Source organism: Leptospira haakeii (assembly GCF_002812045.1).
Taxonomy (GTDB): Bacteria; Spirochaetota; Leptospiria; order Leptospirales; family Leptospiraceae; genus Leptospira_B; species Leptospira_B haakeii.
This window is the reverse complement of record NZ_NPEG01000002.1, coordinates 154,596-177,588: the sequence shown is the minus strand read 5'-3', so window position 1 is coordinate 177,588 and position 22,993 is coordinate 154,596. Positions and strand designations below refer to the sequence as shown.

Sequence of the window (22,993 nt, the reverse complement as noted above, 5' to 3'; positions counted from 1 at the left end):
AATAGATATATTACGGGACTACCGACACAAATGAAGATGCAAACATTCAAAGGATTTTTACTTATCAGTTTCGCTGTACTATTCGTATCTATTGGATGCGGAGCGGAAAAACAAGCGAGCCTTTCTGATTCAATCTTTGCAAGTCTCGGGATCGCTACTGATTCCGGAGGAAGTCTTCCTACTAGTGCGTCTTTGACTCCTTATAAGGACACTGATGAGCCTGCGACTCTCCCTGTAGATTTCGGAACTGCCGGCCCCCAGGCATTATTAAACTTATCTTCTACCGACCAAGTAGATCGTTATAAAAGTTTGGAGATTGTTTTTTCCGAGCCTATGACTCAGTCTACAGTGAATGGTGATTTTGTTCTGAAAGAAAAAACGGGAACTTTATTACCTGGTCCTGCTGCTGAAAAGGGTGGATCCTTTTACTGGAAATCCGGTGGAAGATTGATCTTCGACCCTTACAAAGAGTTGAAACCTAATACTACTTATCAGCTTACTTTGACTAGTGCTTCTAAAGGTTTAGAAGGTGGAAATCTTCAACCTTATATGATAGAATTTACTACTGAACCGGATTATCTGATCGGTGCTACATTAAATGGAACTGCAGTTGGTCCTGCAAATTCTTCTAAGGACTTAACTTATACGGACGCTGCTCCTGGAACGATCGCGATGAATTTGAACGCGAGTTTTACTTCTCCGATCAGCGGTGCAAATTCTATTCAAATGATCAAGCTGAAACATTTAAGCTCTACTGCTGAACATGTGATCTGTGCCGCTCCTCCTTGTGATATGACTGTTCCTCTTACTTCTGCTTTAAATCTGAATACTTTCTCTGGAGCGAAAGTTGGCTTAAAACCTTTCCAAGGTGGTAATGCTTATATTTTTGAGATCACTACTACTAACGGCAAAGTGTTCCGCAGATCATTCGGATTCAATTATGGAAAAGTAAATACTACTCCATATGCTTTGATCACGAATGGTGCAGCAGTGATTGTGGATGAGACCCAGGCGTTAAAACTGTTCGGCCAAATTTTAGAAAGATTCGCTAAAAACGATTATAAGATCGTTAATAAATCTTTTTCCGATTTTTCAAATAATCCTAAGGCTACTGCAAAAAGAACCAGCCATTGTATAGATTATCATTCAGAGATCAATTTTATCCGAAGTTTCGGTGATTCGACTGATCCTGATAATGGAGACGGGTATTGCGGAGGGGCAGGAGCAAATCCCGGCGCATTCGTAGGTAACGGATGTTTCTTGGGTTGTTCTGACTTCGATATGGACGTTTACATTACGGGAGTCAATATCCCTGCTATGACCGGAGCTGATCCTACGATCACAGCAGGTTTAAGTGTTCCTGCGAATAATAATCTTAAAGTGAATATTAACGGTCGTAAGGCGATTATCAATCTTGCAATTATCGCAAGAAATCGTAATTCGATCGGTCTCGGCCTTGTGGGTTCCGGTAGTAAGTTCTATTTCACTACTATTGCGGAAGTGAATTTAAATGAGACTGCGAACCCTCGTGCCGCAGTCGCAAATACGAATACTATAGTGGATTCGAACGGTGAATTTAATATCGCAATTAAAACTCCTTTAACGATAGCAGCTCTACCTGCGAATACCACTGCCGATAATTTTTATACAAAAGAATGGTCCGATCACTTACGTGTGAAAAACAATGCGGGTGATCTGGATTCTGTCGACTATGTGGATTCTACTTCCTGGGCAGCGGACCTTCTATCCTCCGTAACTGCCTCTATTGCGAACGGAATGGTTCCTGCTCTTAAACCTGCAATCACTCAATCCATGCTAAAAGATGTGATCCAGAAGGTTGCGCCTAACGCCTTGAATGCTGTTGTGACGTCTTTGGCAAATCCCGGTTTGGATGTGATCTTGCCGGATTATCTTCCTGCACCTCTCCAAAGTTTCCCTCTTTCCTTAAAATTGAAATTCCAAACGGATGTAGCTCCTACTGTTTCCGGAGCGAACAAAGGACTAGTTGGTTCCGCTTCCGTTGCTTTGGTGGCTAAAAATCCATTAATTAATACGGATCCGAATTATCACGGACACCAATTGGCTTCCGGTTTTGTGAGCACTCGTCCTATTCCAAATGGAGATGCTCTTACTAAAACTTTCCCATTCTCTAAAAGTTCTACAAACCCTGGACTTCTTTTGACCCTGACTGCAGACACCGTGACTCAGGCCGCTTATAGCCTCTGGCAAAACGGTGCTTTAAATTTAAGGATCAATAAACCTTTTATTGATTCAATCACTGCATACGCAGGTTCTGATCCTCTATTCCAATTGACCCAAGAATTGGTAAAAGTAGGAACACTTCTGAATATTTTGGCTCCAGGTAGAAACACTTTAGTAGGTTTGAATCCAAGTGATTCTAGTAAGTTAATCCAAAACGTAAAATCTTCGGATGATGTGGATATCGATGTGTATGCGATTCACGCGCCTAACGGAGAATTTAAATTTGGTGGAGCGAATTCTATTCCGGCATTAGTTGTGAACTTTACGGATCTTGAATTGAGGATTTATGGAAGAAGACCGAACGGAACTCAGATCGGATATCCTACCTTAAGTTCAATAACCTGCTCTTCTGCGGCAGCGGATAATGCTGCAAACAGTTGTCGTTATCTTCTGAATACCGTGCGTGTAAGCATCAAAGGGGATGGATCTTTTAATTTTATTCCATTCGTAAATCCGGATCCTACCGGAAAACCACAGTATAATAATTTGAACGCAATGAGCCTTGTGATCAAAAAAGACGAGAATAGTATGGCTTATACTTTGGACATTCTGGAAGGAAACTCTGTGAACCCTTTCGGATTGGATCCGAAGGGAATTTTCCAAGTGGTGGATCCTTTAATCCGTTCTTTGATCATTCCTTTAGTGAATAACGTATTACGCCAAGTGCCTTTGCCTAAATCTCTGAACGTTTCGGCGATCACGAATTTTTCTTCGGGTGCGGTATGTAATCTTCAGTCAACTACTGATAAATTGAAATTGATCACTATCCCGATCCCGAATACGGAACCTTATCCGTATCTGTTCGGAGGTCTGCAGTTCCAAGGAGCTGCCGCTACAAACCCTGGAACCGTGGTGCAATGTCCTTAATTAGTTGTATAGATAGGAATAGAATAGGGTAAAGTATAGAAATATAATATTATAAAGATAGAATAGATCCTAAACCAAGAGTTTTCTCCAAAATTGAAAATAAACTCTTAAAGGCAGGGCCGATTTTCGAAAGAAGAAGGTTTTGTCTGAGGTTGGATAGGCACTGACGGGTGCCGACTCCGGCCGAATTCGAAAGAAATCATGCGATTGAAGACTGGAGAAAAAAAATGGTTACCGGATTGGGTGAAAGAGATAGAATTTTTATTAAACGGACGGTTGTTATAACCTGTCTGGCGCTCTCCCTTATATTTTTGGGATGTAAGGATTCCGAAAAGGGGGGTGGAATGCTCGATTCCTTCCTTAGTTCTATTGGGATACCTATCGATGACGGAGGTTCTATCCCTGGGACTTCCAATAATATTAATTATACTGAAACAGATACACCTGCTACATTGCCTGTTGATTTCGGGACTGCAGGTCCTCAGGTTCTTCTTAATTTAGCTAGTCTCACTCAGGTAGATCGTTATAAAAGTTTAGAGATCGTTTTCTCCGAACCGATGGTTTCAAGCACAGTAAAGGCCGACTTTGTATTTACCGAAGATAACGGGACTCTTCTGCCTGGACCTCCAACTGAAAAGGGAGGGACTTTCTATTGGAAATCCGGTGGAAGACTTGTATTCGATCCCTATCGGGAATTAAAAGCAAATACTACTTACAAGCTTACCTTGACCTCTGCTTCGAAAGGGTTGGAGGGTGGAAGTTTGCAACCTTATACAGTCAGCTTCATTACTGAGCCGGATTATTATATTACGATGTCCTTAAACGGTACTGGGGTAGGTCCTGCGAATTCTCAAAAGGATCTAACTTACTTGGATGCAACTCCAGGTACAATTTCCATGAACCTGAATGCTAATTTTTCCAATCCTAGTAATCCAAACCAAATCCAATCTATTAAATTAAAACATATGGGTTCCACTGCGGAACATATAATTTGTGCGGCTTCTCCTTGCGATATGACAGCACCTTTAGCTTCTTCATTGAATTTAAATACTTTCTCTGGAGCTAAGGCAGGACTAAAACCTTTCCAAGGTGGGAACGCTTACGAATTCCTGATCTCTACTGCTGACGGCAAAACCTTCCGCAGATCTTTCGGATTCAATTATGGAAAAGTAAATTCTACTCCATATGCTTTAATCACGAATGCATCCGCAGCTGTTTTTGATGAAGCACAAACTTTAAAGTTATTTTCTAATATTCTTCAGAGATTTGCTCATGCAGATTTTAAGATCACAAATAAAACTTTTAATGATTTTTCTGGATCTCCAAAGTCGACAGACGTTGCTCCTCTTAGAGACCCAGATGGTAATGGGAATTTTTCGGATAGAAGATGTATAGATTTTTGGTCTATTACTGCGAATGATTTTCCTATCTCTGTAAATTATGTGAAAACGTATGGTGATATGGCTGGCCAATTCGGAAACGGTTACTGCGGTGTTGCTGGGAATACCGGTGCATTCAATATTACTGCAAGCTTCTTGGGAAATCTTCCTATGTGGCTGGATGTTTATATTAATAACGTAGTAGTTCCTCCTTTAGCCCCCGATAATACTACGAATATTACGGATTCAATTTATGTCCAAGCGGATGGAGTAATGGGCGTAGACCTGAACGGAAAAAGATCCGTGATAGATATCACTACGATCGGATATTCTCATGATTGTACAGGTCTTGCTTGTTTGTTAGGAAATGACGATACATATGGGTTCTCTACAACAGCTACTTTGAATCCGAACTCGCCATATACTTCTCGTTTGGCGAGAGCGAAAGCGAATGCAAGCTTCGATACTGCCGGTAAGATTGCAGTTACTATCAAAACTCCATATACACCTACGGACGGGATAAACGGGAACTTCTATGTTTCTGAATGGACCAATAATCTAAATGTAGCCGGAGTAAATTTACTCGCTGCTACGGACACATTAGGTTCATGGCTTTCTCCTATTACGGAAAGTGTGGCGAATAACGCGGTTCCTCAGGCAACACCTTATATTACTCAGTCTATGCTTAGAGATATTGTGGAAAGGGTATCAGTGGAGGCAATGAATGCCGTATTAGTCTCTTTGAATAATCCGGGTCTGGATGTTACATTGCCTGATTACTTGCCTGCACCTTTGAATAATTTTCCTTTATCTCTGAGATTGATGGCGCAAAACGATGCGGTAGTTAAATCAGATGGTACGAATAAAGGGATCTTAACTTCTGCAAGTGTGTCTTTGGTGGCAAAAACACCTCTTGCAAATACGGATCCGAATTATCATGGGCATCAATTAGCTACCGGTTTTGTGAGTACTCGTCCTATTCCAACTGGGACAGCTATGGCAAAAACATATCCGTTCTCCAGAAGTAATGCAAATCCCGGCTTACTTCTTACTTTGAATGCGGATACAGTAACTCAAGCAGCTTATAGCCTTTGGCAAAATGGAGCCTTAAATTTAAGGATCAATAAACAATTTATAAATCAGATCAAGCAGTATGCAGGTTCAGATCCTCTTTTCGAATTAACCCAAGAGTTAGTGAAAGTTGGAACTTTGCTAAATATCTTATCTCCAGGTAGACCTTTAGTGGGACTAAAACCGAGCGACCCAACCAAATTTGTTCCTAATGTAAGTGCAATGGACGATGTGGACATAGATGTCTATGCTATACATGCTCCGAATGGTGAGTTCAAATTCGGCGGTGCAAGTTCTCTTCCTACCTTGGTTGTTAACTTTACGGATTTGGAATTAAGAATATATGGAAGAAGACTTCCTGGAACTGATGTGGGCAGCGGAAGTTCCGTGCCTTGCAGTGCAGCTGCTGCAGATAATGCGGCAAACAGTTGTCGCTATCTGTTAAATACAGTACGTGTGAGCATAAAAGGGGATGGCTCTTTTAATTTTATTCCTTTCGTGAATCCAGATCCAACTGGAAAGCCTCAATATAATAATTTGAATGCAATGAGTCTTGTGATCCGAAAAGACGAGGCTAGTATGTCTTATACAATGGATATTCTGGAAGGTCCTACGTTTAATCCTTTTGGTTTGGATCCTAAGGGAATTTTCCAAGTGGTAGATCCTTTGATTCGTTCTTTGATCGTTCCTTTGGTAAATAACGTATTGAGACAGGTGCCTTTACCTAGTTCTTTGACTTTGGATGCGATCACAAATGTTAGTTCCGGGAATAAATGTAATCTTCAATCTACTACGGATAAGTTGAGATTGGTGACTATTCCTATTCCGAATTCGGAAGCTTATCCTTATCTATTTGGAGGACTTCAGTTCCAGGGAGCATTTGCTTCTAATCCTGGAAATGCGATCACCTGTCCTTAAGATAAAAAAAGAGGCTCGGTTTCCCGAGCCTCTTATACATTCCAAAATTTTGATAGAAGATTTATATTTTTCCTCCGCCGTAAGTCTCATCGCTTGGAACGGAATCTTCCGGAGTCCAACCTTGAGGAGTATGGCAGGATAAACAGTTCTTTAAGGAAATATTCTTTTTCATTAAGTCTTTGAAAGGAGGAAGAGATTTAAATTTTACGATAATTCCATCGTAAGAACTTCTTTTAGGCTCTTCTCCGCCGCCAGGATAATAACCGCCATTTCCTTTTTCTTGCATGGTCCCGTCTTTTGGATCGCCAGTTCCATTCATCAAAACCTTACCTTCACAAGTACAGAAGGAAGAATCTTTGGTTTTATGGTCATGGAATGCGGAGAATGCAGTGCCTCTTACTCCCGCAGTGGTAGTCGGAGTGCTTACCTCGAATTTTTTACCTTTTAGATTCACAAGTTGGAACCAAGCAAATCCACTTTGCACTTCCAATTTACCATCTTTGGATTCACTGTGTAGACTGGAAATTTTCAGTTTTGTATTCGGTAAGATTTTAAACTCGGAACCCTTATAGAGTAGAGTGGTTTTAGAAGCGTTACCCGTAGAAACTATATCCCCTTCGGAAACCAGATCTCCTTGTTTTAAGATGTTCCAACTTCCCTTGCCGCCTTTTTGTAACTGCACTTTTCCGATTAGGAAGGAAACTCTTGCGTCCTTCTCCTTATTCTCTTGGCTTATTAAAACCAAGGAACCGATGGAAAGTGCTAAGCTTAAGATCATCCACACTCTTAGTTTCATAAATATCTCCTTAAAATTCGATAGTGGTCCAAAGAGTTAGCTCCTTGGTCAGGCGGCCATAGGATACTATCCCGTTATTTGCACCGCCCTGGAATTGTTGTAAATACTCCGCTTTAGTCCTTTCGTTTCCGGACCCGTCCACATAGGATTGTTCTCTTCCTCCATCCTTATCTCTATTCCTGGATTCAGTATATCCAATAGAAACACGTAAAGAATCCGTAATATTCCATTCTGCGAATACGGAACCTCTCCTAAAGGAAGAATGAACAGAATAACCGGAAGAGCTTACCAAAGGTCCAATAGTATTGGTTTGTATATTCCAATAATCCGATTCAGGAGTCCCCGGCATGATCTGATTTATCTGAGTTCGGTTTGCGGCGAGAACTCCATCTCTTCCGCTTCCTCCTTCTAATCTACCCACGATCCTAAAATCTCCCCATCCTAAGGATAACCAGGCGTAGGCTGCGGTTCCTGTTGAATCCAAACCAGGAGTTACCGCACCGAATGGTTTGGAAACGTCTCGGACTTCTCCGCCTTTTTGTTTTCTGAACACATATCCAAGACCGAAGTTAAGAATTTTTTTACGATCAAAATTAGCTTCTACAGCATAAGAGTCACTTTCTAAGGAACGAACATCTTTTCTGAGGCTGGTAGAAGGATTATTGTCCGACGCAAGACATGCCGTTCCTTCCTTACAATCAGAAGTGGCAGCGCCGGTTAAGTTAGCGGATCTATAAAAGAAATGAAGTCCAATCCTATTTTCTTCCCCTATTTTAGGTTCATAAGAAACTCTGGAAGAAAGATCGAAACCTGTGGAGTCCGTGTTTTGTGTTTGTCTGTAACCTTCTCCATTGGAAAGAATTACTTGGGCAGATAAAGTATCCCATTTCCCAGTCCCGCCTAACCCTATATCGGCGGGAGCAGGTGCAAACCCTAAACTTTCCAGAGGTCCCTTGTCCACATATCTCCATCTCCAATAGTTTTTCCATTGGGTGTATGTATGTGGGAGTTCCTGCATTCCGAACGTTAGCGAGTATTCTCCTAGTCCGGTTTCCCAGGTTTTACGTATTAAGGCCCTTCTGATCCCTAAAATATATGGATTGGATTTAACCCCTCCATCCATTCTTGTGTCCGCGCTCACTTGAGCAGAACGTAATAATTCTCCCCATAATTCCAGACTGACACCTGTTTCCTTAAATTCTTTATTAACTGTCAAAAGAGTCCAAGGTGTGGAGAAGCCAGGCTCCTCATTAGGATATGTATTAGTAAGACCGGAACCACCATCTCTCATTCTTTGATTATAAGAAGGGGAGAGGATACCACCAATCTTCAAACCGTAAAAACCGTCCGGTTCGTCTTTCTTAGTGGTAACGATTTCCTCTGCGGATAAACTTACGGATCCCATAATAAAACATGCAGCGGTGATCAGTTTTCGAATAGATGTCCTTTTCAAAGAGGTCCCCTCGATTACTTGCCGACAAAAGTCGTAAAGAAAAAATTTCGTTTAGATAAACCTATCCTGACTCTCTTGTCTACCAGACTTTGTATTTAACGTGCTGGTCGATCCGATTTCTGTAGTTCCCATTCGATTGGAATAAACGATACTTTGGCTGGAATAAGATTGTAAAAAGGGAATCGACGGGTTAAAAGAATACAGGACAGTGGAGTCGGAACCGGAAAAAAGTTTTCGACCATTCTTTCTATGCGCACTTTTAAGATATTATTCTGGTTAACCATTAACACGGTGATCGGCACAATGAATTCATTGTTAGTCGCTCATAATTCCAAGGCTCCTTTTTGGAAGGTGTTCTTGGCTACCCAGGTAACTACACATTGTGTATGTTCCATAGTGGAGTTTTCGGTAGAATTTTTGAACCGAATGAACAAAGGGGCATTTTTCACAGGTGCCTTCTTAGTTGTCGCTTCTGCGATCGCATCCGTTCTGGGAGTTGCGTCAGGCGGAATCATCCATGTATTATTATTAGCCGGAGAAGGAGTCGAAAGACCACACGGGGGATCTTATAATATTCTTCTGAGCAGCTTAATCCTAGCTTTATTCATTTCATTCTTAGAAAAATCCATGCAGATCCTGATAGAAAGAAGGAAGAAGATGGAAAGTGAACTGAAAGATATCCAATACAGGACCTTTCAGAACAGGATGGATCCTCATTATTTATTTAATACTTTGAATACCATACATTCTTTGCTAGTAACGGACCCTCAAAAAGCGGATAATGCTTTAATTTTACTTTCGGAAACTTATAGATTCCTATCAGATCGGATTTTTGAAAAAACGATACCTTTTTCGGAAGAGTGGGATTTCACGGTAAACTATCTGGAATTGCAAAGGATCCGATTTTCAGATTCTTTGACGATCAAGATCAAAAAAGTTGGGGATTTTTCCAGACTTAGGATCCCTCCTCTCACCTTACAGCCATTAGTTGAAAATAGTTTCAAACACGGATTAGAAAATCGTTCCGAGGCAGGGATATTAGAAATAAGCGCCACCGAAAGTTTTGGAAGAATAAAAATAGAAATCAAAAATAATGGGAACGAAAAACAAGAGCATCATTTGTTACCTGAATATAAAAAATCCGAATTCTCTCGCACCTTGAACAATATAAAATCCAGGTTAGAGTATAATTTCGGAGAAGCGGAACTCAAATTAGAAAAAGATAAATTCGGAATCACCACATTACGATTGGAATTCGCATCAAGATGAATAGCGTGCTATATAAGGTTTTAGTGATAGAAGACGAGGTTCCTGCCAGGGACCTTCTTCGCAAATTTTTGGAAAATTGGCCACAATTTGAGGTGGGTGGGATAGCGAGAACAGGTTCTCAGGCAATCGACCTTCTCAAAAAAGAAAAATTCGATCTGATGTTTTTGGACATCAATCTTCCCGAAAAAACCGGCTTACAGGTTCTGGAAGAAATAGGGGAAAGTCTCCCAGTATTAGTATTTACCACTGCTTATCGAGAACATACACTCAAAGCATTCGAAGTCGGGGCCTGCGATTATCTTTTGAAACCGTATACAAAGGAAAGATTTTCCGCATGTATGGAAAGAGCACTTCATCATCTGCAATTAAAATCCATTTCTAATTCCAGAGCCAGTGGCGAGCCTGATCCAGTATTCGTTTTTCGTGATGGAGGTTTGATCCATCGGGTTTTGTATGCGGATCTATATTATCTCACTGCAAATGGAAAACGTTCCGTTCTTCATACAAAGGATGGAGATTATGAAACTGCTAAACTTCTCGGCGATTTAGAAAAAGAATTACCTAAGACCGATTTTTTGCGCATCCATAGAAAACATATGGTGAATCGAAATCTAGTATCTGCAGCAAAATCACAAGCGGGTGGTGCATATACGATTTATCTGAAAGATGAGGATGAAACAAATCTTCCGGTGGGAAGAGAGTTTGTAGAAGGAGTCAAAGGACTATTCGGAAAGTGAGGAATTCCAACAAGCTTCTCTCTTCACCAAGGAATTTCTTTTTTATCTCTCAGAAAAATCCCGCTCGGCCCGCTTTTGTCCAATTGAGCTGCCCAAACAATAGTCTCAGCACCATGTTCCACAGAACGAGTTGCGGACTTACCGCCCATATCAGTTCTTACCCAACCAGGGCAAACAGAATTCACTTTGATATCTTTGCCGGAAGATTCTGAATGAAGGATCCGAGTAAGAGCATTTAATGCAGTTTTAGAAATACGATATGCGGCATAGCCGGAACTCATATCATAAAGTTGGCCCATTCCGGAACTTACATTTACGATTCTTCCATAACCGCTCTTCTTCATTATTCCCAAAATTTTTTGGGAAAGAAGGAAAGGGCCGATCAGATTCGTATCCAAGGTTCCTTGCAACATTTCTAAAGTGGTACTCTCTATAGAGCCGCTGTCCAGATACACACCTGCGTTATTTACGAGTATATCGATCCTAGGATATTTGGAGAGAATCTCTTCCAAGAACATATCGATAGAATCGGGATCAGAAACATCCAAAGCATAAGCGTCAGCAGAACCGCCTGCTTTTCGAATAGAAGACGCAGTTTTTTCGGAATCTTCTTTTTTGCGGGAAGCGCATATTATATGAATTCCTGATTTGGAAAGTTGTTTAGAAACTTCTTCGCCTATGCCGCGGCTTGCGCCTGTAACGATTGCAATTTTTTTGTCCATAAGACTTGGACTAATCTTTGAACCAATTTTTATATTTAAAATATAAAATCATCATACCCGGAATAGTAAGCATGGTAGCAAGCGAGCAGCTCAGGACCAGTTTGTTCTCATAGGGAAGTTCCGTAAAATTCATCCCGAAAAAACCGGTCAAGAAGGTGAGTGGCATAAAAATCATCGAAACTAAGGTTAATCGTTTGATGATATCATTTGTTTTTTGGGAAAGAATAGAGAAGTAGGCATCCATGGAGTTTCCGATCAGATCCCTGTCCATATCGATGGTTTCTACGAGTCGGCTCAAATGATCGTATACGTCCCTAAAATAAAAGCGCACCTTTTCGGAGAGAAATTTATCCTCATGCCTCATGATCAGATTCAAAACTTCTCTTTGGGGAGAAAGGACCCTTCTCATCCGGACCAAATTTCTTTTTACATATAAAATGTTTGTGATGAAGTCGGGTTCTATCTCGCTGATCAGGATCTGATTTTCTAAATCTGTGATCTGTTCCGAGATCTGGTCTAAGATCGGAAAATTAGAATCCACCAAAAGATCGAATAAAAGATAAAGAACATGGTCTGTTCCCTTAGAAGCAAAATTCAGTTCGGTCAGAGTTCGATGCCAGAGAGAATCGATCAAAGGTTCCTTATGTTCATGAACTGAAACGATAAACTTACGATTGAAAAACACATGTGTTTCAGTCGCGGAAAAGGACTGTTCTCCTTCTGATTTAAAACTATGAAGAACGATAAACGCATGGTCATCATAATCTTCAAACTTGGGCCTTTGGTTCCTGTTCACACAATCTTCTATCGCAAGATCATGGAATCCGCAGTTTTTAGATAAAAAGATTAGGTCTTCGGAGCTTGGATTTTCTACATCGATCCAAACCTTTTCTTTGTTCAGAGTTTTTGCCAGGGAGAAATTTTTCAGAAATGCGGGATCTGTTTTTCGGATCACCGCTTTGGATATTGGATTTTTGCCCTTGGGAGTAGGGAAGGAAAGAAAACGTATCATCTTATTGTCCTAATACGGGTTCTTCCGAGAGCTTTTTCAGCCTTAGGTATTCTCCAATGCGTAAACTATATATGCTCGGAAATCTTCGAGAGTGAATTCTCTCTTATTAGTCAAATGATTGATCATATAACCTATGATCGCGGAAGTAAGGTTTTTTACTTCGAACTCGGTGTAATTCGGTTTTAACGCCAATATGATCTTTTTGGAGTTTTCATAAAAGATCAGATTCACCAAATGAATATTTCGTTTTTTTAATCTATGGATCTTAGGTTGGAGCATGAGGCTCCAATATAGGCGGAGATATTCTTCATTCTCCTTTACCAATTTAATGATCTGCCCACCTAAGAATTGGATAAGTTCCGCTCTATTTTCCGTAGTATTCAGTTTTTCCGGAAGATACTTTTTTAGGATCTTATCATGGGACTCGATGATCCCTTCTAAAATAGATTCTTTCGATTCAAAATAACGATAGGCGAGACCCAAAGATAAACCGGCTCTCTGGGCGATTTGCCTCATGGTGGAGCCGTGATACCCTTGTTCTGAAAATAATTTGAGGGAAGTTCTTAGGATTAGGTCTCTTGTATCTTTGGCCATTGTTTACCGAATGGAATAGAGAACCTTTCTGGATCCGATCCTTTCCCGATTGGTTTCCATTCTATTCTTATAACCGTAGGCCTTCTCAGGTTTTAAAAGAGAAAATAGGTCATACAATTCGATCTCGAATTGGAGCATAACTTCTGCTACTTCTTCCGGAAATTTTTCCAAAGATTTCATAGCGTCCACACAAACGTGCCTGGAGTTGATCTTATCAGGCTGAATTTCTTCGGCAATCTTTCTGAAATTTTGTTTTGTGATCGTTCCACCAACAGAAGTTTTTTTGCCTCTGTCTTTAGAAATAGCGATGATGGTGCGAGTCACTTTCATCACTTCTTTATCATCAGGGATCATTCCCATAGAAGCGGAAAGGTCAGATCTCGCTGCCGTCACCTGGTCCAGGTCCTCGAATGCACTCGAGTCAGCGATCTCTAATAAATTTTTATAACCTGTGATAGTCTCCAGGTTCATCGCCTTAGTAACCTTGGAAAAAGTCACAGGGCTTAGCATACTTTTAAGAGTAGAAATGAAATTTTTGAGAGCATAAGAAGATTCGATCATAGGCGCTGAAATCCCTTCGATCTCTTCTTTTACAAGCATACGGATATCGGTCCTTGCTTCAGGCCCGCCGATCTTAACAGTGACCGGGACCAAATCTTTGGCCACGATATGGAGCGCTCGGATCTCGTCCGAATCCATATCTTCCGTTTCCGTGCCTCCTTTCAATCCTACTATAGGATAACTCTGTTTCAAAGAAATCAGGTGGCGGCGAAGTTCGATAATTTTGCGGTCTATCTGCTCTTTCACGTTTCTAATATCGTCCTTTTCGAAAAAACAGTAAGGATTTTTAAAAATTTTAACTCTTTGAAAAGGTCTTTTAGAGGTGGGTCGGGCCGCGTCCTCGCAAGGCTTCGGAACGTGCTCTCGCCTTCGGTCAAAAAATCGCAAAAACGATTTTTTGACCCCGGTTCGATCACTCGCGGGAAGTTTCCTTCGTGAACTCTGCGATCTCCGTGCGAACTTAAAAGAAAACGAGTTTCGCACAGAGACATGGAGCGCACAAAGTTTTGGTCTGGAACATATTGGATTATCATGGGGTCTCAAGCGAATGTATGCTGCAAAAACTCTCTTTATTGCCGATTCTTACTTTATTTCTCTTTTTCGGCTGCTCCAAAGAAGACATAGACGAGACCAAAGGAAAGAAGAAGAAGGAGGAGGAATTCAATCCGGCTGTTAATTATGTTGTTTGTGTAGCCTTCCTCCAAGCCTGTATAGATGCAGAAGGGAATGGTTGTTTTATCGTAAAAACTGATCCGCAATACTTCGATAACGGGGGAGGCGGGGTAGAAGCTTTATGTTTGGATAGAACAATCGAAACATATCTCGCCAATGAAACTGGCGGCGGCATGTAACAAATTTCTCTGTGAACTCCGCGCGAACCTCTAAAGCGAGCATTCAGTCTTCTGAATTGACGGGAAATACCGATCCCGTATCAATAGACCTATGAGCCAGCCGAAGGGCAGTACCTTTTTGAAAAAACTTCCTACATGGATCCAGGAAATCTTTGGAGAAGAATCGGTAGATTCCACTCTCTCCTTCTTTTTTATCGTTTTATTAGTTTTAGCTTTTAAATCCTCAGTTTTGGACGCGAACAATATTCCCTCCGGATCCATGCTTCCCACTTTGAAGATTGGGGATTTTCTATTCGTAAATAAGATGAGATATTCCCTCAGGCTTCCTTTTACGGATACGGAACTCAAAAGATACGATGATCCTAAAAGAGGAGATATTGTAACCTTTATCCCTCCGGACGGAGCAGTCTCTCCAGAAGAAAAAGAAGGCTGGTTTCCAAAAAGATTCGTAAAAAGAGTGATCGGTCTTCCTGGAGATAGGATCCGGATCGTAAAGGTACTACATGAGAGAGATGGTTTTCCAACAGTCTATGGCAAGATAGAATATATGGAAAAAGGAAAAACAGACTTCTCCGCTTACGACTTCCAGGACGAAGAAAAAAGAAACCTATTCGATGACCTGGACGATGACGCAGCAGTCCAATATTATCTTTTTAAAGAAAAGAAACCCGGTTTCGAACATTATGTGATCGAAGGAAACACTCGTCCCTATACACACGAATTCAAAGACGCGGAATGTTTCCAAGTTACTGGATGTGTGATCCCGGATGATCATTATATGATGATGGGAGATAATCGCACAAATTCTTCCGACTCCAGATTTTGGGGATTTGTTCCTAGGGAGAATATACTCGGAAAAGCCGCATTGATCTACTTCTCCATTAACTGGAAAGACCATGTTTGCGCTTATAAAAGTGCAGAAGATCTTGGAATGAACGGGGATGCCGCCCAAAAATACGATCCGGAAGAATTTAGATCGAAATGTGGAGATATCGGTTCTAATATGAACTGGTTCAAGAGTACGATATTGTATAGAATTCCTAGAATGCAGGTCCGCTGGTATCGTATCGGGACTGTATTAGAATAAATATGAGTGAACCGGATCAAAAACCTCCAGAAAATAAGGATGTTTCTCCCTGGCAGCTTGCTAGTGTAGGGACAGAGTTTGCTTTTATCATCATTGCTTCCGTTTTTATAGGAAGGTATCTGGATGGACGTTTCGGTTGGTCTCCTTTCGGGATCTTATTTGGGGCGATTTTCGGATTCGGTTACGGGATTTTTTATCTTCTCACTAGAGTTTCCCAATTCGACAAAAAGGATTAAGTTTTACCTTGGGGATAAAGGACTCGGACGGGTTACTACAGCCTAAAAAGTATTATTTAGGTTTTAGTATCCTTCTGCTTATCTTCGGATTATGGTTTCGGTTCTATGAAGCTTCCGACCCATCCTTTTGGAAAGGAATTGTAATATCTCTTTTCCTATCCTTACTTATTTACAATTTTAGATTTTATCTACTTTGGAAACATTCCAAAGAAGGTTTTTCGATCCAATTTGGAACGACTGTTCTGTCTTTTTTTATTCATTTAGCCGTTTTAGTACTGTTTATCTGGAGAGGCGAACGTGAAGGTTTCGTGATCGGTTTTTTTATTGCCCATTTCGCCAACCTTTTAATATTGGTATTCGCAAGGTGACCCCGTAAAACGCTTCAAAGAGCGGTTTAAAGGTACTTTGCGGGAAATAGAACCCTGGGTGGTGCCCCCAAAACTCTTCTTTCCTGTCGTTTTCGAGAGGACCCTTTACAAGTATGTTGAAACAAATCTTCGCAACCGCATTATTATTGTTCTCACTTCCATTATTTGCTTCCGAGGGAGAAGCCTCTAAACCTTTCGATTTGAATGAGGTGTTGGTTCACCACTTGATGGATCATGCTGAGTTTCCTTTCAACGTAGGTGGAAAGAAAGTTTTCGAAGGGCATGAAAGTTATGATCCTCATGCAGAAAACATCTTTGTAGATCATTCCACCGGTCATAAATTCCATTTCGTTGGCGGTATCGATCTTCATATTACTCGTCGTGTTACGATGATGTGGATTGTTTCCTTCCTTCTTCTGATTGTATTTATTCCTGCTGCTCGATTAATCGCAAAAAATCCTTTAAAGATACAAAGTAGATTCGCTAACGCTGTAGAGGCTTTTATAACTTTCTTGAAAAAGGATGTTGTGGATGCAAACACAGACGGCCACGGACATTCTTATTATCATTATATTTTCACATTATTCTTCTTCATTCTATTCTGTAACTTGATGGGACTCATTCCTCCGGTCGGAGAAGTGATCCAACTTGGAATTGAATCTGTTAATGCAGGCGAAGAAGTCCCAGTTGCCGAAGAAGCACATGCTGCTTCTTCTCATCATGAACCGATCTGGATCGCAAAAGTTTGGAACGGTATTACTGTGACTGGCGATGTTTCTGTTACCGTTACGCTTGCTCTTATTACCTTACTTTTGATCTACGGAACTGGATTTGTTTACCAAGGGCCGAAGTTCATTCTTCATTCAGTCCCGAATGGAGTTCCTGCGCCTCTATATCTCCTAATGTGGCCATTGGAGTTTATCATTTCTCCACTTGCTAAAGCATTCGCACTCACTGTGCGTCTTTTAGCGAACATGACTGCAGGACACGTAATTATCTTAGCGTTACTCGGATTTATTTTCCAATTCCAATCATGGGGAGTTGCGCCGATCTCGGTTTTTGGAGCTACCGCGATCTATTTCTTAGAATTGTTTGTGGCCTTCTTACAGGCTTACGTTTTTGCTCTACTCACCTCGCTCTTCGTGGGCTCGAGCATGCATAGGCACTAATTTTATATAAGCGTTTTGATTTCAAATAGGAGAAAGTAATAAAATGGAATTCGGACTAGGATACATTGGAGTAGGAATCGCAGCTGGACTCGCTATTTTAGGCGCAGGACTCGGAATCGGAAGAATCGGTGGCTCTGCTGCTGAAGGAATCAGCCGTCAACCTGATGCAGCTGGAAAAATCCAAACTGCAATGATCATCTCTGCAGCCCTTATCGAAGGTGCGGCTCTGTTCGCAATCGTTATTGCGTTCCTTGCAGGTGGAACTCTAAATACAGCAGTAAGCAAAGCATCTGCTGCTAAAACTGAAGTTTCTGCACCGGCTGAAGGTAAATAATCTTGTTTCTCTTGGCAGCTGACAGGGGATTAGGCGCACTATTAGACGTTAATCCGGGTCTGATCATTTGGACCCTGATTACCTTCACGATAGTCGTCATTATCCTTAAAGTTTTCGCTTGGGATGTGATTCTCAAAGCTCTGGATGAAAGAGCTGAGACCATCCAAAACGATATTCGTAAGGCTGCTGACGTACGTTCCGAAGCGGAATCTCTGCTGAAAGATTATGAAACAAGAATCGCTCAAGCAAAGGACCAAGCTAACGGAATCGTAGCGGAAGCCAAATCGGACGCTACTAACCTGAAAAACAAAATGTTGGATGATGCTTCGAAAGAAGTGAAGGCTCTTAAAGATACTGCACTGAAAGATATCGAACTCGCAAAATCCAAAGCATTGGCAGAACTCCAAGGACAGATCGTAGACATGACCGTTCAAGTCGCGGCTCTCGTTCTGGAGAAACAGTTAAAAGCTGACGATTATAAGTCCTTTATCGAGAACGAGTTAGGCAAGATCAAGAAACTGAGCGCGTAACATGAGCTATTCTGCGATCCCAAAAACATACGCGGCCGCTTTTGCGGACGCTAGTTCTTCTCCGGAAGAAGCCGAACAGGAATTGGATTCTATCGTAAGTATTTTTAAGATAGAGCCGCAGTTCCGCGATTTTTTCGATACCCCTTCCGTTAAAAGGGAAGATAAGGAAGCTGTTCTATTAAAGACCTTCCAGGGGAAAATTTCGGAAATCACTCTGAATTTTTTACAGGTGCTTCTTCGTAGGGGAAGATTTTCATTTCTTTCCGAAATTCACGAAGCTTTAAAAGAAGAACTGGATCGTAAAGCAGGAAGAGTTCGCGCGAAAGTCAAAAGTTATCCCGCTATGGATGAGGCTTCTCTCTCCAAATTAAGGGAAGTATTAAAAGAAAGATTCAAATCGGAGTTCATCTTGGAAGCAAGTGAAGATCCGAGCCTTCTCGGAGGTTTCGTGGTCAGATTCCAAGACTTGGCGATCGACTCTTCCATGAAAAGCCAACTTAAGAAAGTAAGGCAAACCTTGCTGGACAGCAAATTACCGGTCGGAGTGGTGTATGAAAATTAAAACAGACGAAATTACGTCGGTCCTCAAACAGGAAATTTTAAATTATAAAAAAGATCTGGGTGTCGAAGAAGTCGGAACTGTTCTGGAAGTAGGGGACGGTATCGCTCGAGTTTTCGGTCTCAGAAACGTGATGGCTGGAGAACTCGTGGAATTCCAAAACGGAGTTCGCGGTCAGGCATTCAACTTGGAAGACAATTCCGTGGGTGTGATCATTTACGGAGATTATAAAAACATCCGTGAAGGATTCTCCGTAAAAAGAATCGGAAAAATTTTAGAGGTTCCGGTAGGACCGGAAATGCTCGGACGTGTGGTAAACCCACTCGGTGAGCCTCTGGATGGAAAAGGACCGATCAATACCAAACATACTCGTGCGGTAGAAAGTCCTGCTCCTGGTATTTCCAAAAGACAACCGGTTGAAGAACCTCTTCAAACTGGTATCAAAAGTATTGATGCAATGATCCCGATTGGCCGTGGCCAAAGGGAGTTGATCATCGGAGACCGTGGAACAGGTAAAACTTCCATCGCTCTGGATACGATCATCAACCAAAAAGGTTCCGGAGTTATCTGCGTTTACGTAGCGATCGGACAAAAAGCTTCCACTGTAGCAACTATCGTGGAAAAACTAAAAGCGGTTGGAGCTCTCGATTACACAATCGTAGTTTCCGCAACTGCTGCTGATCCTGCTCCTCTGCAATACATCGCTCCTTATTCAGGATGTTCCTTCGCGGAATACTTCATGTATAACGAGAAAAAAGCTACCTTAGTTGTTTATGATGACTTATCAAAACAAGCGGTTGCTTATCGCCAAATGTGTCTTCTTCTTCGTAGACCTCCGGGCCGCGAAGCTTATCCTGGAGACGTATTCTATCTTCACTCTCGCTTATTAGAAAGAGCGGCTAAATTGGACGAAAAATATGGAGCTGGTTCCTTAACCGCGCTTCCTATCATCGAAACCCAAGAAGGTGAGGTTTCTGCTTATATTCCGACTAACGTGATCTCCATCACTGACGGTCAGATCTATCTGCAATCCAACTTATTCGCATCCGGGGTTCGTCCTGCAGTGGATGTGGGTATCTCCGTATCTCGTGTTGGTTCCGCAGCTCAGATCAAAGCGATGAAACAAGTCGCTGGAAAAATGAAACTGGAACTCGCTCAGTTCAGAGAGTTAGAAGCATTCGCTCAACTTGGAACTGACTTGGATCCAATCACTCAGGCTCAGTTGGACAGAGGATATCGCATCGTTGAGATGTTGAAACAACCTGTTTCCAGCCCTTATCCTGTAGAAGAACAAGTGGTCGAAATTTTTGCGGTAACTAGAGGACATATGGACAAGGTTCCGGTTCCTAAAGTTAGAGAGTTCGGAGCACATTTATTAAACGTTCTTCGCACACAACAACCAGAAGTATTGAACGCTATTCGCACCGAAAAGAAAATTTCGGACGAAGGAAAACTGGGAGAGGTTATCGCCTCTATCGCAGCTGACTTTGTTAGGAACCTGAAGTAAGCGGAGAAAAATCTTGGCTACACCTCGGGAAATAAAGAAACGGATCAGCTCCGTTAAGAACACTCGGAAGATCACTCGAACTATGGAAATGGTCGCTACGGCTAAATCCAAAAAGTTGAGTGATCGGGTGAATGCGTCCCATCCATTCTCTAATAAAATTAAGGAATTGGTCGGAGCGCTTGCATCCCTTGCTTCTGTAGTAAAAAGTCCTTATTTAAGGAAACCGAATACGATTCGCTCGGCAGCTCTTCTTGTGATCACTGCGAATAGAGGTCTTTGTGGAGGATATAACTCCAAAACGATCCGTTTAGCAAGAACTCGCATCCAAGAATTGAAAGACCAGGGCGTAAACGTTCGACTTTTTGTAGTAGGTAAGAAAGGAATTTCCTATTTCCAATTCGCAAAAGAGAAAATAGAAAAAACCTATACTCATATCGACGATAAGTCCGGTTACAAAGAAGCAGAAGAGTTTGCAGACTTCTTCTTAGCGCTATTTGCAAGTGAAGAAGTGGATACAGTGGAAATTATCTCCACAGTTTATCACTCTTCTGCAAACCAAGAGCCTGACATTACTAAGGTTCTTCCGTTTGAAGCACAAGGAGAAGCTAACGTAGGTTCCAATGTCCTATATGAGCCAAGTCCGGCTGATATTCTGGAATCTCTTCTTCCTTTAGTTGTAAAAACTGCATTTTTAAAGGCGATCTTGGAAGCTAATTGTTCCGAGCAGATCGCAAAGCGCGTGGCCATGAAATCCGCAACGGACGCGGCCTCCGAGATGATCAAACTTCTGACCCGCGGTTACAACCGTATCCGTCAGGCGAAGATCACTCAGGAGATCTCGGAGATCGTAGCGGGTGCGGACTCGCTAAACTAGTTCTGGTATTGGAGTACTTGGATGAGCAAAGGTAAAGTAAAACAAATCATCGGATCCGTTTTGGATATCGAATTCGAGTCCGGACATCTGCCCGAAATTTTTAACGCGCTTGAAATCGACGCGGTCGTAGAAGGCAAAAAGGAAAAAATTATCGCTGAAGTGCAACAGCATATCGGTGGTAGTGCAGTAAGAGCGATTGCTCTTTCTTCCACTGACGGCCTTGTAAGAGGACAGGAAGTTTCTGATACAGGAGCTCCTATTTCCGTTCCAGTTGGGGACGTGACCCTCGGAAGAATTTTTAACGTTCTTGGAGATCCAGTGGATGAAGGAGCTCCTATCCAAGTGAAAGAGCGTAAGCCTATCCACAGAGCTGCTCCAAGTTACGAAGACCTTTCCCCTAAAACGGAAGTATTCGAAACAGGGATCAAGGTTATCGACCTTCTTGCACCTTATATCAAAGGTGGAAAGACCGGACTCTTCGGAGGAGCCGGAGTAGGTAAGACAGTTCTTATCCAAGAGTTGATCAACAATATCGCGAAACAACACGGTGGATTTTCCGTATTCGCAGGTGTTGGTGAAAGAACCAGAGAAGGAAACGACCTCTGGAGAGAGATGAAAGAATCCGGAGTTATCAACAAGACCGTACTTTGTTATGGTCAGATGAACGAGCCACCTGGTGCTCGTCTTCGTGTGGCTCTTTCTGCTCTTACAATGGCGGAACATTTCCGCGATTCCATCGGAACAGACGTACTACTCTTCGTAGACAATATCTTCCGTTTCTCCCAAGCGGGATCAGAAGTATCGGCTCTACTTGGACGTATGCCTTCTGCGGTAGGATACCAACCGACTCTTTCTACAGAGATGGGTGCTCTTCAAGAGCGTATTACTTCTACTCGTAAGGGATCGATCACTTCCGTTCAGGCGATTTACGTTCCTGCGGATGACTTGACTGACCCGGCTCCTGCGAACGCGTTCGCTCACTTGGATGCAACTACGGTTCTTTCTCGTGCGATCTCTGATAAAGGAATTTATCCTGCGGTTGACCCACTCGATTCTACTTCCCGCGTGATGAACGCAGAAGTTCTGGGTGCGGAACATTACGGTGTTGCTCGTGAGGTTCAAAGGATCCTTCAACGTTATAAAGACCTCCAAGATATTATCGCGATCCTTGGTATGGACGAACTTTCTGAGGACGATAAGGTTCTTGTTGCGAGAGCAAGAAAGATCGAGAAATTCCTTTCTCAGCCTTTCCACGTTGCGGAAGTATTTACAGGATCTCCTGGAAAATACGTAAAACTTGCAGATACAGTTCGCTCTTTCAAAGAATTGATCGCAGGAAATTGCGACCACCTTCCAGAGCAAGCCTTCTACATGGTAGGAACCATAGAAGACGCGATCGAGAAGTCCAAAAACCTGAGAGCATAATCGATGGCAGCCAAGCTAGACGTATCGGTAATCTCTCCAGAGAAACTACTCTTCCACGGCGATGCGGACAGCATCGTCGTGCCCGGGAGCGAAGGGGGTTTCGGAGTGTATCCGGGCCATACTTCTCTTGTTTCCCTGCTTGGGATCGGCGTGTTGGAAGTCCGACAAGGAAATAAAACGAAAATCGCCGCAATCGAAGGCGGGTTTTTCGAAGTAAGGGACAATAAAGTTACAATTTTGACGGACCATGGTAGCCTGAAAGAGGATATCGACCTTGCGGCCGCCCAAAAAGCCCTAGAAGAAGCGGAAGCTCTTCCTGCCTCCAGCGAGAAAAATACTCTCGTCCTAAAAGCAAAAACCCGAATTTTAGCAGCTTCCCGCTAATATTTAGGGGTTCCAAATTCCGAAAATT

General features: G+C 42.1%; 21 protein-coding genes. 15 read left to right on the top strand and 6 right to left on the bottom strand.

The window, feature by feature from the left end:
• Window positions 1–30: 30 nt before the first annotated feature.
• Both CH377_RS06375 and CH377_RS06370 read left to right on the top strand, forming a co-directional pair.
• Window positions 31–3,129 carry an Ig-like domain-containing domain gene (locus CH377_RS06375; RefSeq protein WP_100722959.1) on the top strand — a complete coding sequence of 1,033 codons (3,099 nt, stop codon included), beginning with the start codon at window positions 31–33 and terminating at the stop codon, window positions 3,127–3,129.
• Between the two features lie 227 nt (window positions 3,130–3,356).
• A complete protein-coding gene (locus CH377_RS06370; protein WP_100723229.1) occupies window positions 3,357–6,497 on the top strand; it encodes an Ig-like domain-containing domain in 3,141 nt (1,046 codons plus the stop codon).
• A 61-nt stretch (window positions 6,498–6,558) separates the two neighbouring features.
• Here CH377_RS06370 and CH377_RS06365 read toward each other — a convergent pair whose 3' ends face one another.
• The gene (locus CH377_RS06365; RefSeq protein WP_100722958.1) at window positions 6,559–7,293 is read right to left on the bottom strand and encodes a FecR family protein; all 735 of its coding nucleotides are present in this window, start codon (window positions 7,291–7,293) and stop codon (window positions 6,559–6,561) included.
• A gap of 10 nt (window positions 7,294–7,303) precedes the next feature.
• A complete protein-coding gene (locus CH377_RS06360; RefSeq protein WP_100722957.1) occupies window positions 7,304–8,746 on the bottom strand; it encodes a hypothetical protein in 1,443 nt (480 codons plus the stop codon).
• A 303-nt stretch (window positions 8,747–9,049) separates the two neighbouring features.
• Here CH377_RS06360 and CH377_RS06350 point away from each other — a divergent pair, with 303 nt between their 5' ends.
• Window positions 9,050–10,015 (top strand): sensor histidine kinase, encoded by a 966-nt coding sequence (locus CH377_RS06350; RefSeq protein ID WP_100723228.1) that lies wholly within the window; start codon window positions 9,050–9,052, stop codon window positions 10,013–10,015.
• A complete protein-coding gene (locus tag CH377_RS06345; protein WP_100722956.1) occupies window positions 10,012–10,752 on the top strand; it encodes a LytR/AlgR family response regulator transcription factor in 741 nt (246 codons plus the stop codon). Before CH377_RS06350 ends, CH377_RS06345 begins: the two co-directional genes overlap by 4 nt.
• Window positions 10,753–10,775: 23 nt before the next feature.
• On the opposite strand, the gene CH377_RS06340 is transcribed toward CH377_RS06345, so the two are convergent.
• The 4 genes from CH377_RS06340 to CH377_RS06325 are packed head-to-tail and all read right to left on the bottom strand — an operon-like array spanning window position 10,776 to window position 13,887.
• A complete protein-coding gene (locus CH377_RS06340; protein WP_100722955.1) occupies window positions 10,776–11,474 on the bottom strand; it encodes an SDR family oxidoreductase in 699 nt (232 codons plus the stop codon).
• Between the two features lie 10 nt (window positions 11,475–11,484).
• Entirely contained in the window at window positions 11,485–12,486 is a 1,002-nt protein-coding gene (gene corA, locus CH377_RS06335) for a magnesium/cobalt transporter CorA (protein WP_100722954.1), read from the bottom strand.
• Window positions 12,487–12,528: 42 nt separating this feature from the next.
• Complete coding sequence (locus CH377_RS06330) at window positions 12,529–13,080, bottom strand: TetR/AcrR family transcriptional regulator (protein WP_100722953.1); 552 nt, start codon at window positions 13,078–13,080, stop codon at window positions 12,529–12,531.
• 3 nt (window positions 13,081–13,083) lie between these two features.
• Window positions 13,084–13,887, bottom strand: coding sequence for an aldolase/citrate lyase family protein (locus CH377_RS06325; protein ID WP_100723227.1), 804 nt, complete (start codon window positions 13,885–13,887; stop codon window positions 13,084–13,086).
• A 305-nt stretch (window positions 13,888–14,192) separates the two neighbouring features.
• Between CH377_RS06325 and CH377_RS06320 the strand changes: the two genes are divergently transcribed.
• The 11 genes from CH377_RS06320 (at window position 14,193) to atpC (ending at window position 22,965) form a co-directional block, all read left to right on the top strand.
• Window positions 14,193–14,492 carry a hypothetical protein gene (locus CH377_RS06320; protein WP_100722952.1) on the top strand — a complete coding sequence of 100 codons (300 nt, stop codon included), beginning with the start codon at window positions 14,193–14,195 and terminating at the stop codon, window positions 14,490–14,492.
• A gap of 91 nt (window positions 14,493–14,583) precedes the next feature.
• A complete protein-coding gene (lepB, locus tag CH377_RS06315; protein WP_243401998.1) occupies window positions 14,584–15,579 on the top strand; it encodes a signal peptidase I in 996 nt (331 codons plus the stop codon).
• A 2-nt stretch (window positions 15,580–15,581) separates the two neighbouring features.
• The gene (locus CH377_RS06310; RefSeq protein WP_100722951.1) at window positions 15,582–15,815 is read left to right on the top strand and encodes an AtpZ/AtpI family protein; all 234 of its coding nucleotides are present in this window, start codon (window positions 15,582–15,584) and stop codon (window positions 15,813–15,815) included.
• A gap of 481 nt (window positions 15,816–16,296) precedes the next feature.
• Complete coding sequence (gene atpB, locus CH377_RS06300; protein ID WP_100722950.1) at window positions 16,297–17,352, top strand: F0F1 ATP synthase subunit A; 1,056 nt, start codon at window positions 16,297–16,299, stop codon at window positions 17,350–17,352.
• Between the two features lie 43 nt (window positions 17,353–17,395).
• The gene (atpE, locus tag CH377_RS06295; RefSeq protein ID WP_008595212.1) at window positions 17,396–17,686 is read left to right on the top strand and encodes an ATP synthase F0 subunit C; all 291 of its coding nucleotides are present in this window, start codon (window positions 17,396–17,398) and stop codon (window positions 17,684–17,686) included.
• A 2-nt stretch (window positions 17,687–17,688) separates the two neighbouring features.
• Window positions 17,689–18,216, top strand: coding sequence for a F0F1 ATP synthase subunit B (locus CH377_RS06290; protein WP_086446200.1), 528 nt, complete (start codon window positions 17,689–17,691; stop codon window positions 18,214–18,216).
• A 1-nt stretch (window position 18,217) separates the two neighbouring features.
• Window positions 18,218–18,778 carry an ATP synthase F1 subunit delta gene (gene atpH / locus CH377_RS06285; protein ID WP_086446201.1) on the top strand — a complete coding sequence of 187 codons (561 nt, stop codon included), beginning with the start codon at window positions 18,218–18,220 and terminating at the stop codon, window positions 18,776–18,778.
• Window positions 18,768–20,282 carry a F0F1 ATP synthase subunit alpha gene (gene atpA / locus CH377_RS06280; protein ID WP_086446202.1) on the top strand — a complete coding sequence of 505 codons (1,515 nt, stop codon included), beginning with the start codon at window positions 18,768–18,770 and terminating at the stop codon, window positions 20,280–20,282. Before atpH ends, atpA begins: the two co-directional genes overlap by 11 nt.
• A gap of 13 nt (window positions 20,283–20,295) precedes the next feature.
• A complete protein-coding gene (atpG, locus tag CH377_RS06275; protein ID WP_100722949.1) occupies window positions 20,296–21,156 on the top strand; it encodes an ATP synthase F1 subunit gamma in 861 nt (286 codons plus the stop codon).
• Window positions 21,157–21,177: 21 nt separating this feature from the next.
• On the top strand, window positions 21,178–22,581 hold the full coding sequence (atpD, locus tag CH377_RS06270; protein ID WP_100722948.1) for a F0F1 ATP synthase subunit beta: 1,404 nt from the start codon (window positions 21,178–21,180) through the stop codon (window positions 22,579–22,581).
• 3 nt (window positions 22,582–22,584) lie between these two features.
• Window positions 22,585–22,965, top strand: coding sequence for an ATP synthase F1 subunit epsilon (atpC, locus tag CH377_RS06265; RefSeq protein ID WP_100722947.1), 381 nt, complete (start codon window positions 22,585–22,587; stop codon window positions 22,963–22,965).
• The last annotated feature ends 28 nt before the right edge of the window (window positions 22,966–22,993 follow it).

Excerpts from the sequence above, each read along its gene's own strand:
- atpA (WP_086446202.1), top strand. The coding sequence starts at position 18,768 with ATGAAAATTAAAACAGACGAAATTACGTCGGTCCTCAAACAGGAAATT.
- CH377_RS06375 (WP_100722959.1), top strand. The coding sequence starts at position 31 with ATGAAGATGCAAACATTCAAAGGATTTTTACTTATCAGTTTCGCTGTA.
- CH377_RS06370 (WP_100723229.1), top strand. The coding sequence starts at position 3,357 with ATGGTTACCGGATTGGGTGAAAGAGATAGAATTTTTATTAAACGGACG.
- CH377_RS06330 (WP_100722953.1), bottom strand. The coding sequence starts at position 13,080 with ATGGCCAAAGATACAAGAGACCTAATCCTAAGAACTTCCCTCAAATTA.
- CH377_RS06345 (WP_100722956.1), top strand. The coding sequence starts at position 10,012 with ATGAATAGCGTGCTATATAAGGTTTTAGTGATAGAAGACGAGGTTCCT.
- CH377_RS06320 (WP_100722952.1), top strand. The coding sequence starts at position 14,193 with ATGCTGCAAAAACTCTCTTTATTGCCGATTCTTACTTTATTTCTCTTT.
- atpE (WP_008595212.1), top strand. The coding sequence starts at position 17,396 with ATGGAATTCGGACTAGGATACATTGGAGTAGGAATCGCAGCTGGACTC.
- CH377_RS06340 (WP_100722955.1), bottom strand. The coding sequence starts at position 11,474 with ATGGACAAAAAAATTGCAATCGTTACAGGCGCAAGCCGCGGCATAGGC.
- CH377_RS06350 (WP_100723228.1), top strand. The coding sequence starts at position 9,050 with ATGAATTCATTGTTAGTCGCTCATAATTCCAAGGCTCCTTTTTGGAAG.
- CH377_RS06365 (WP_100722958.1), bottom strand. The coding sequence starts at position 7,293 with ATGAAACTAAGAGTGTGGATGATCTTAAGCTTAGCACTTTCCATCGGT.
- lepB (WP_243401998.1), top strand. The coding sequence starts at position 14,584 with ATGAGCCAGCCGAAGGGCAGTACCTTTTTGAAAAAACTTCCTACATGG.
- atpB (WP_100722950.1), top strand. The coding sequence starts at position 16,297 with ATGTTGAAACAAATCTTCGCAACCGCATTATTATTGTTCTCACTTCCA.
- atpD (WP_100722948.1), top strand. The coding sequence starts at position 21,178 with ATGAGCAAAGGTAAAGTAAAACAAATCATCGGATCCGTTTTGGATATC.
- corA (WP_100722954.1), bottom strand. The coding sequence starts at position 12,486 with ATGATACGTTTTCTTTCCTTCCCTACTCCCAAGGGCAAAAATCCAATA.
- CH377_RS06310 (WP_100722951.1), top strand. The coding sequence starts at position 15,582 with ATGAGTGAACCGGATCAAAAACCTCCAGAAAATAAGGATGTTTCTCCC.
- atpH (WP_086446201.1), top strand. The coding sequence starts at position 18,218 with ATGAGCTATTCTGCGATCCCAAAAACATACGCGGCCGCTTTTGCGGAC.
- atpC (WP_100722947.1), top strand. The coding sequence starts at position 22,585 with ATGGCAGCCAAGCTAGACGTATCGGTAATCTCTCCAGAGAAACTACTC.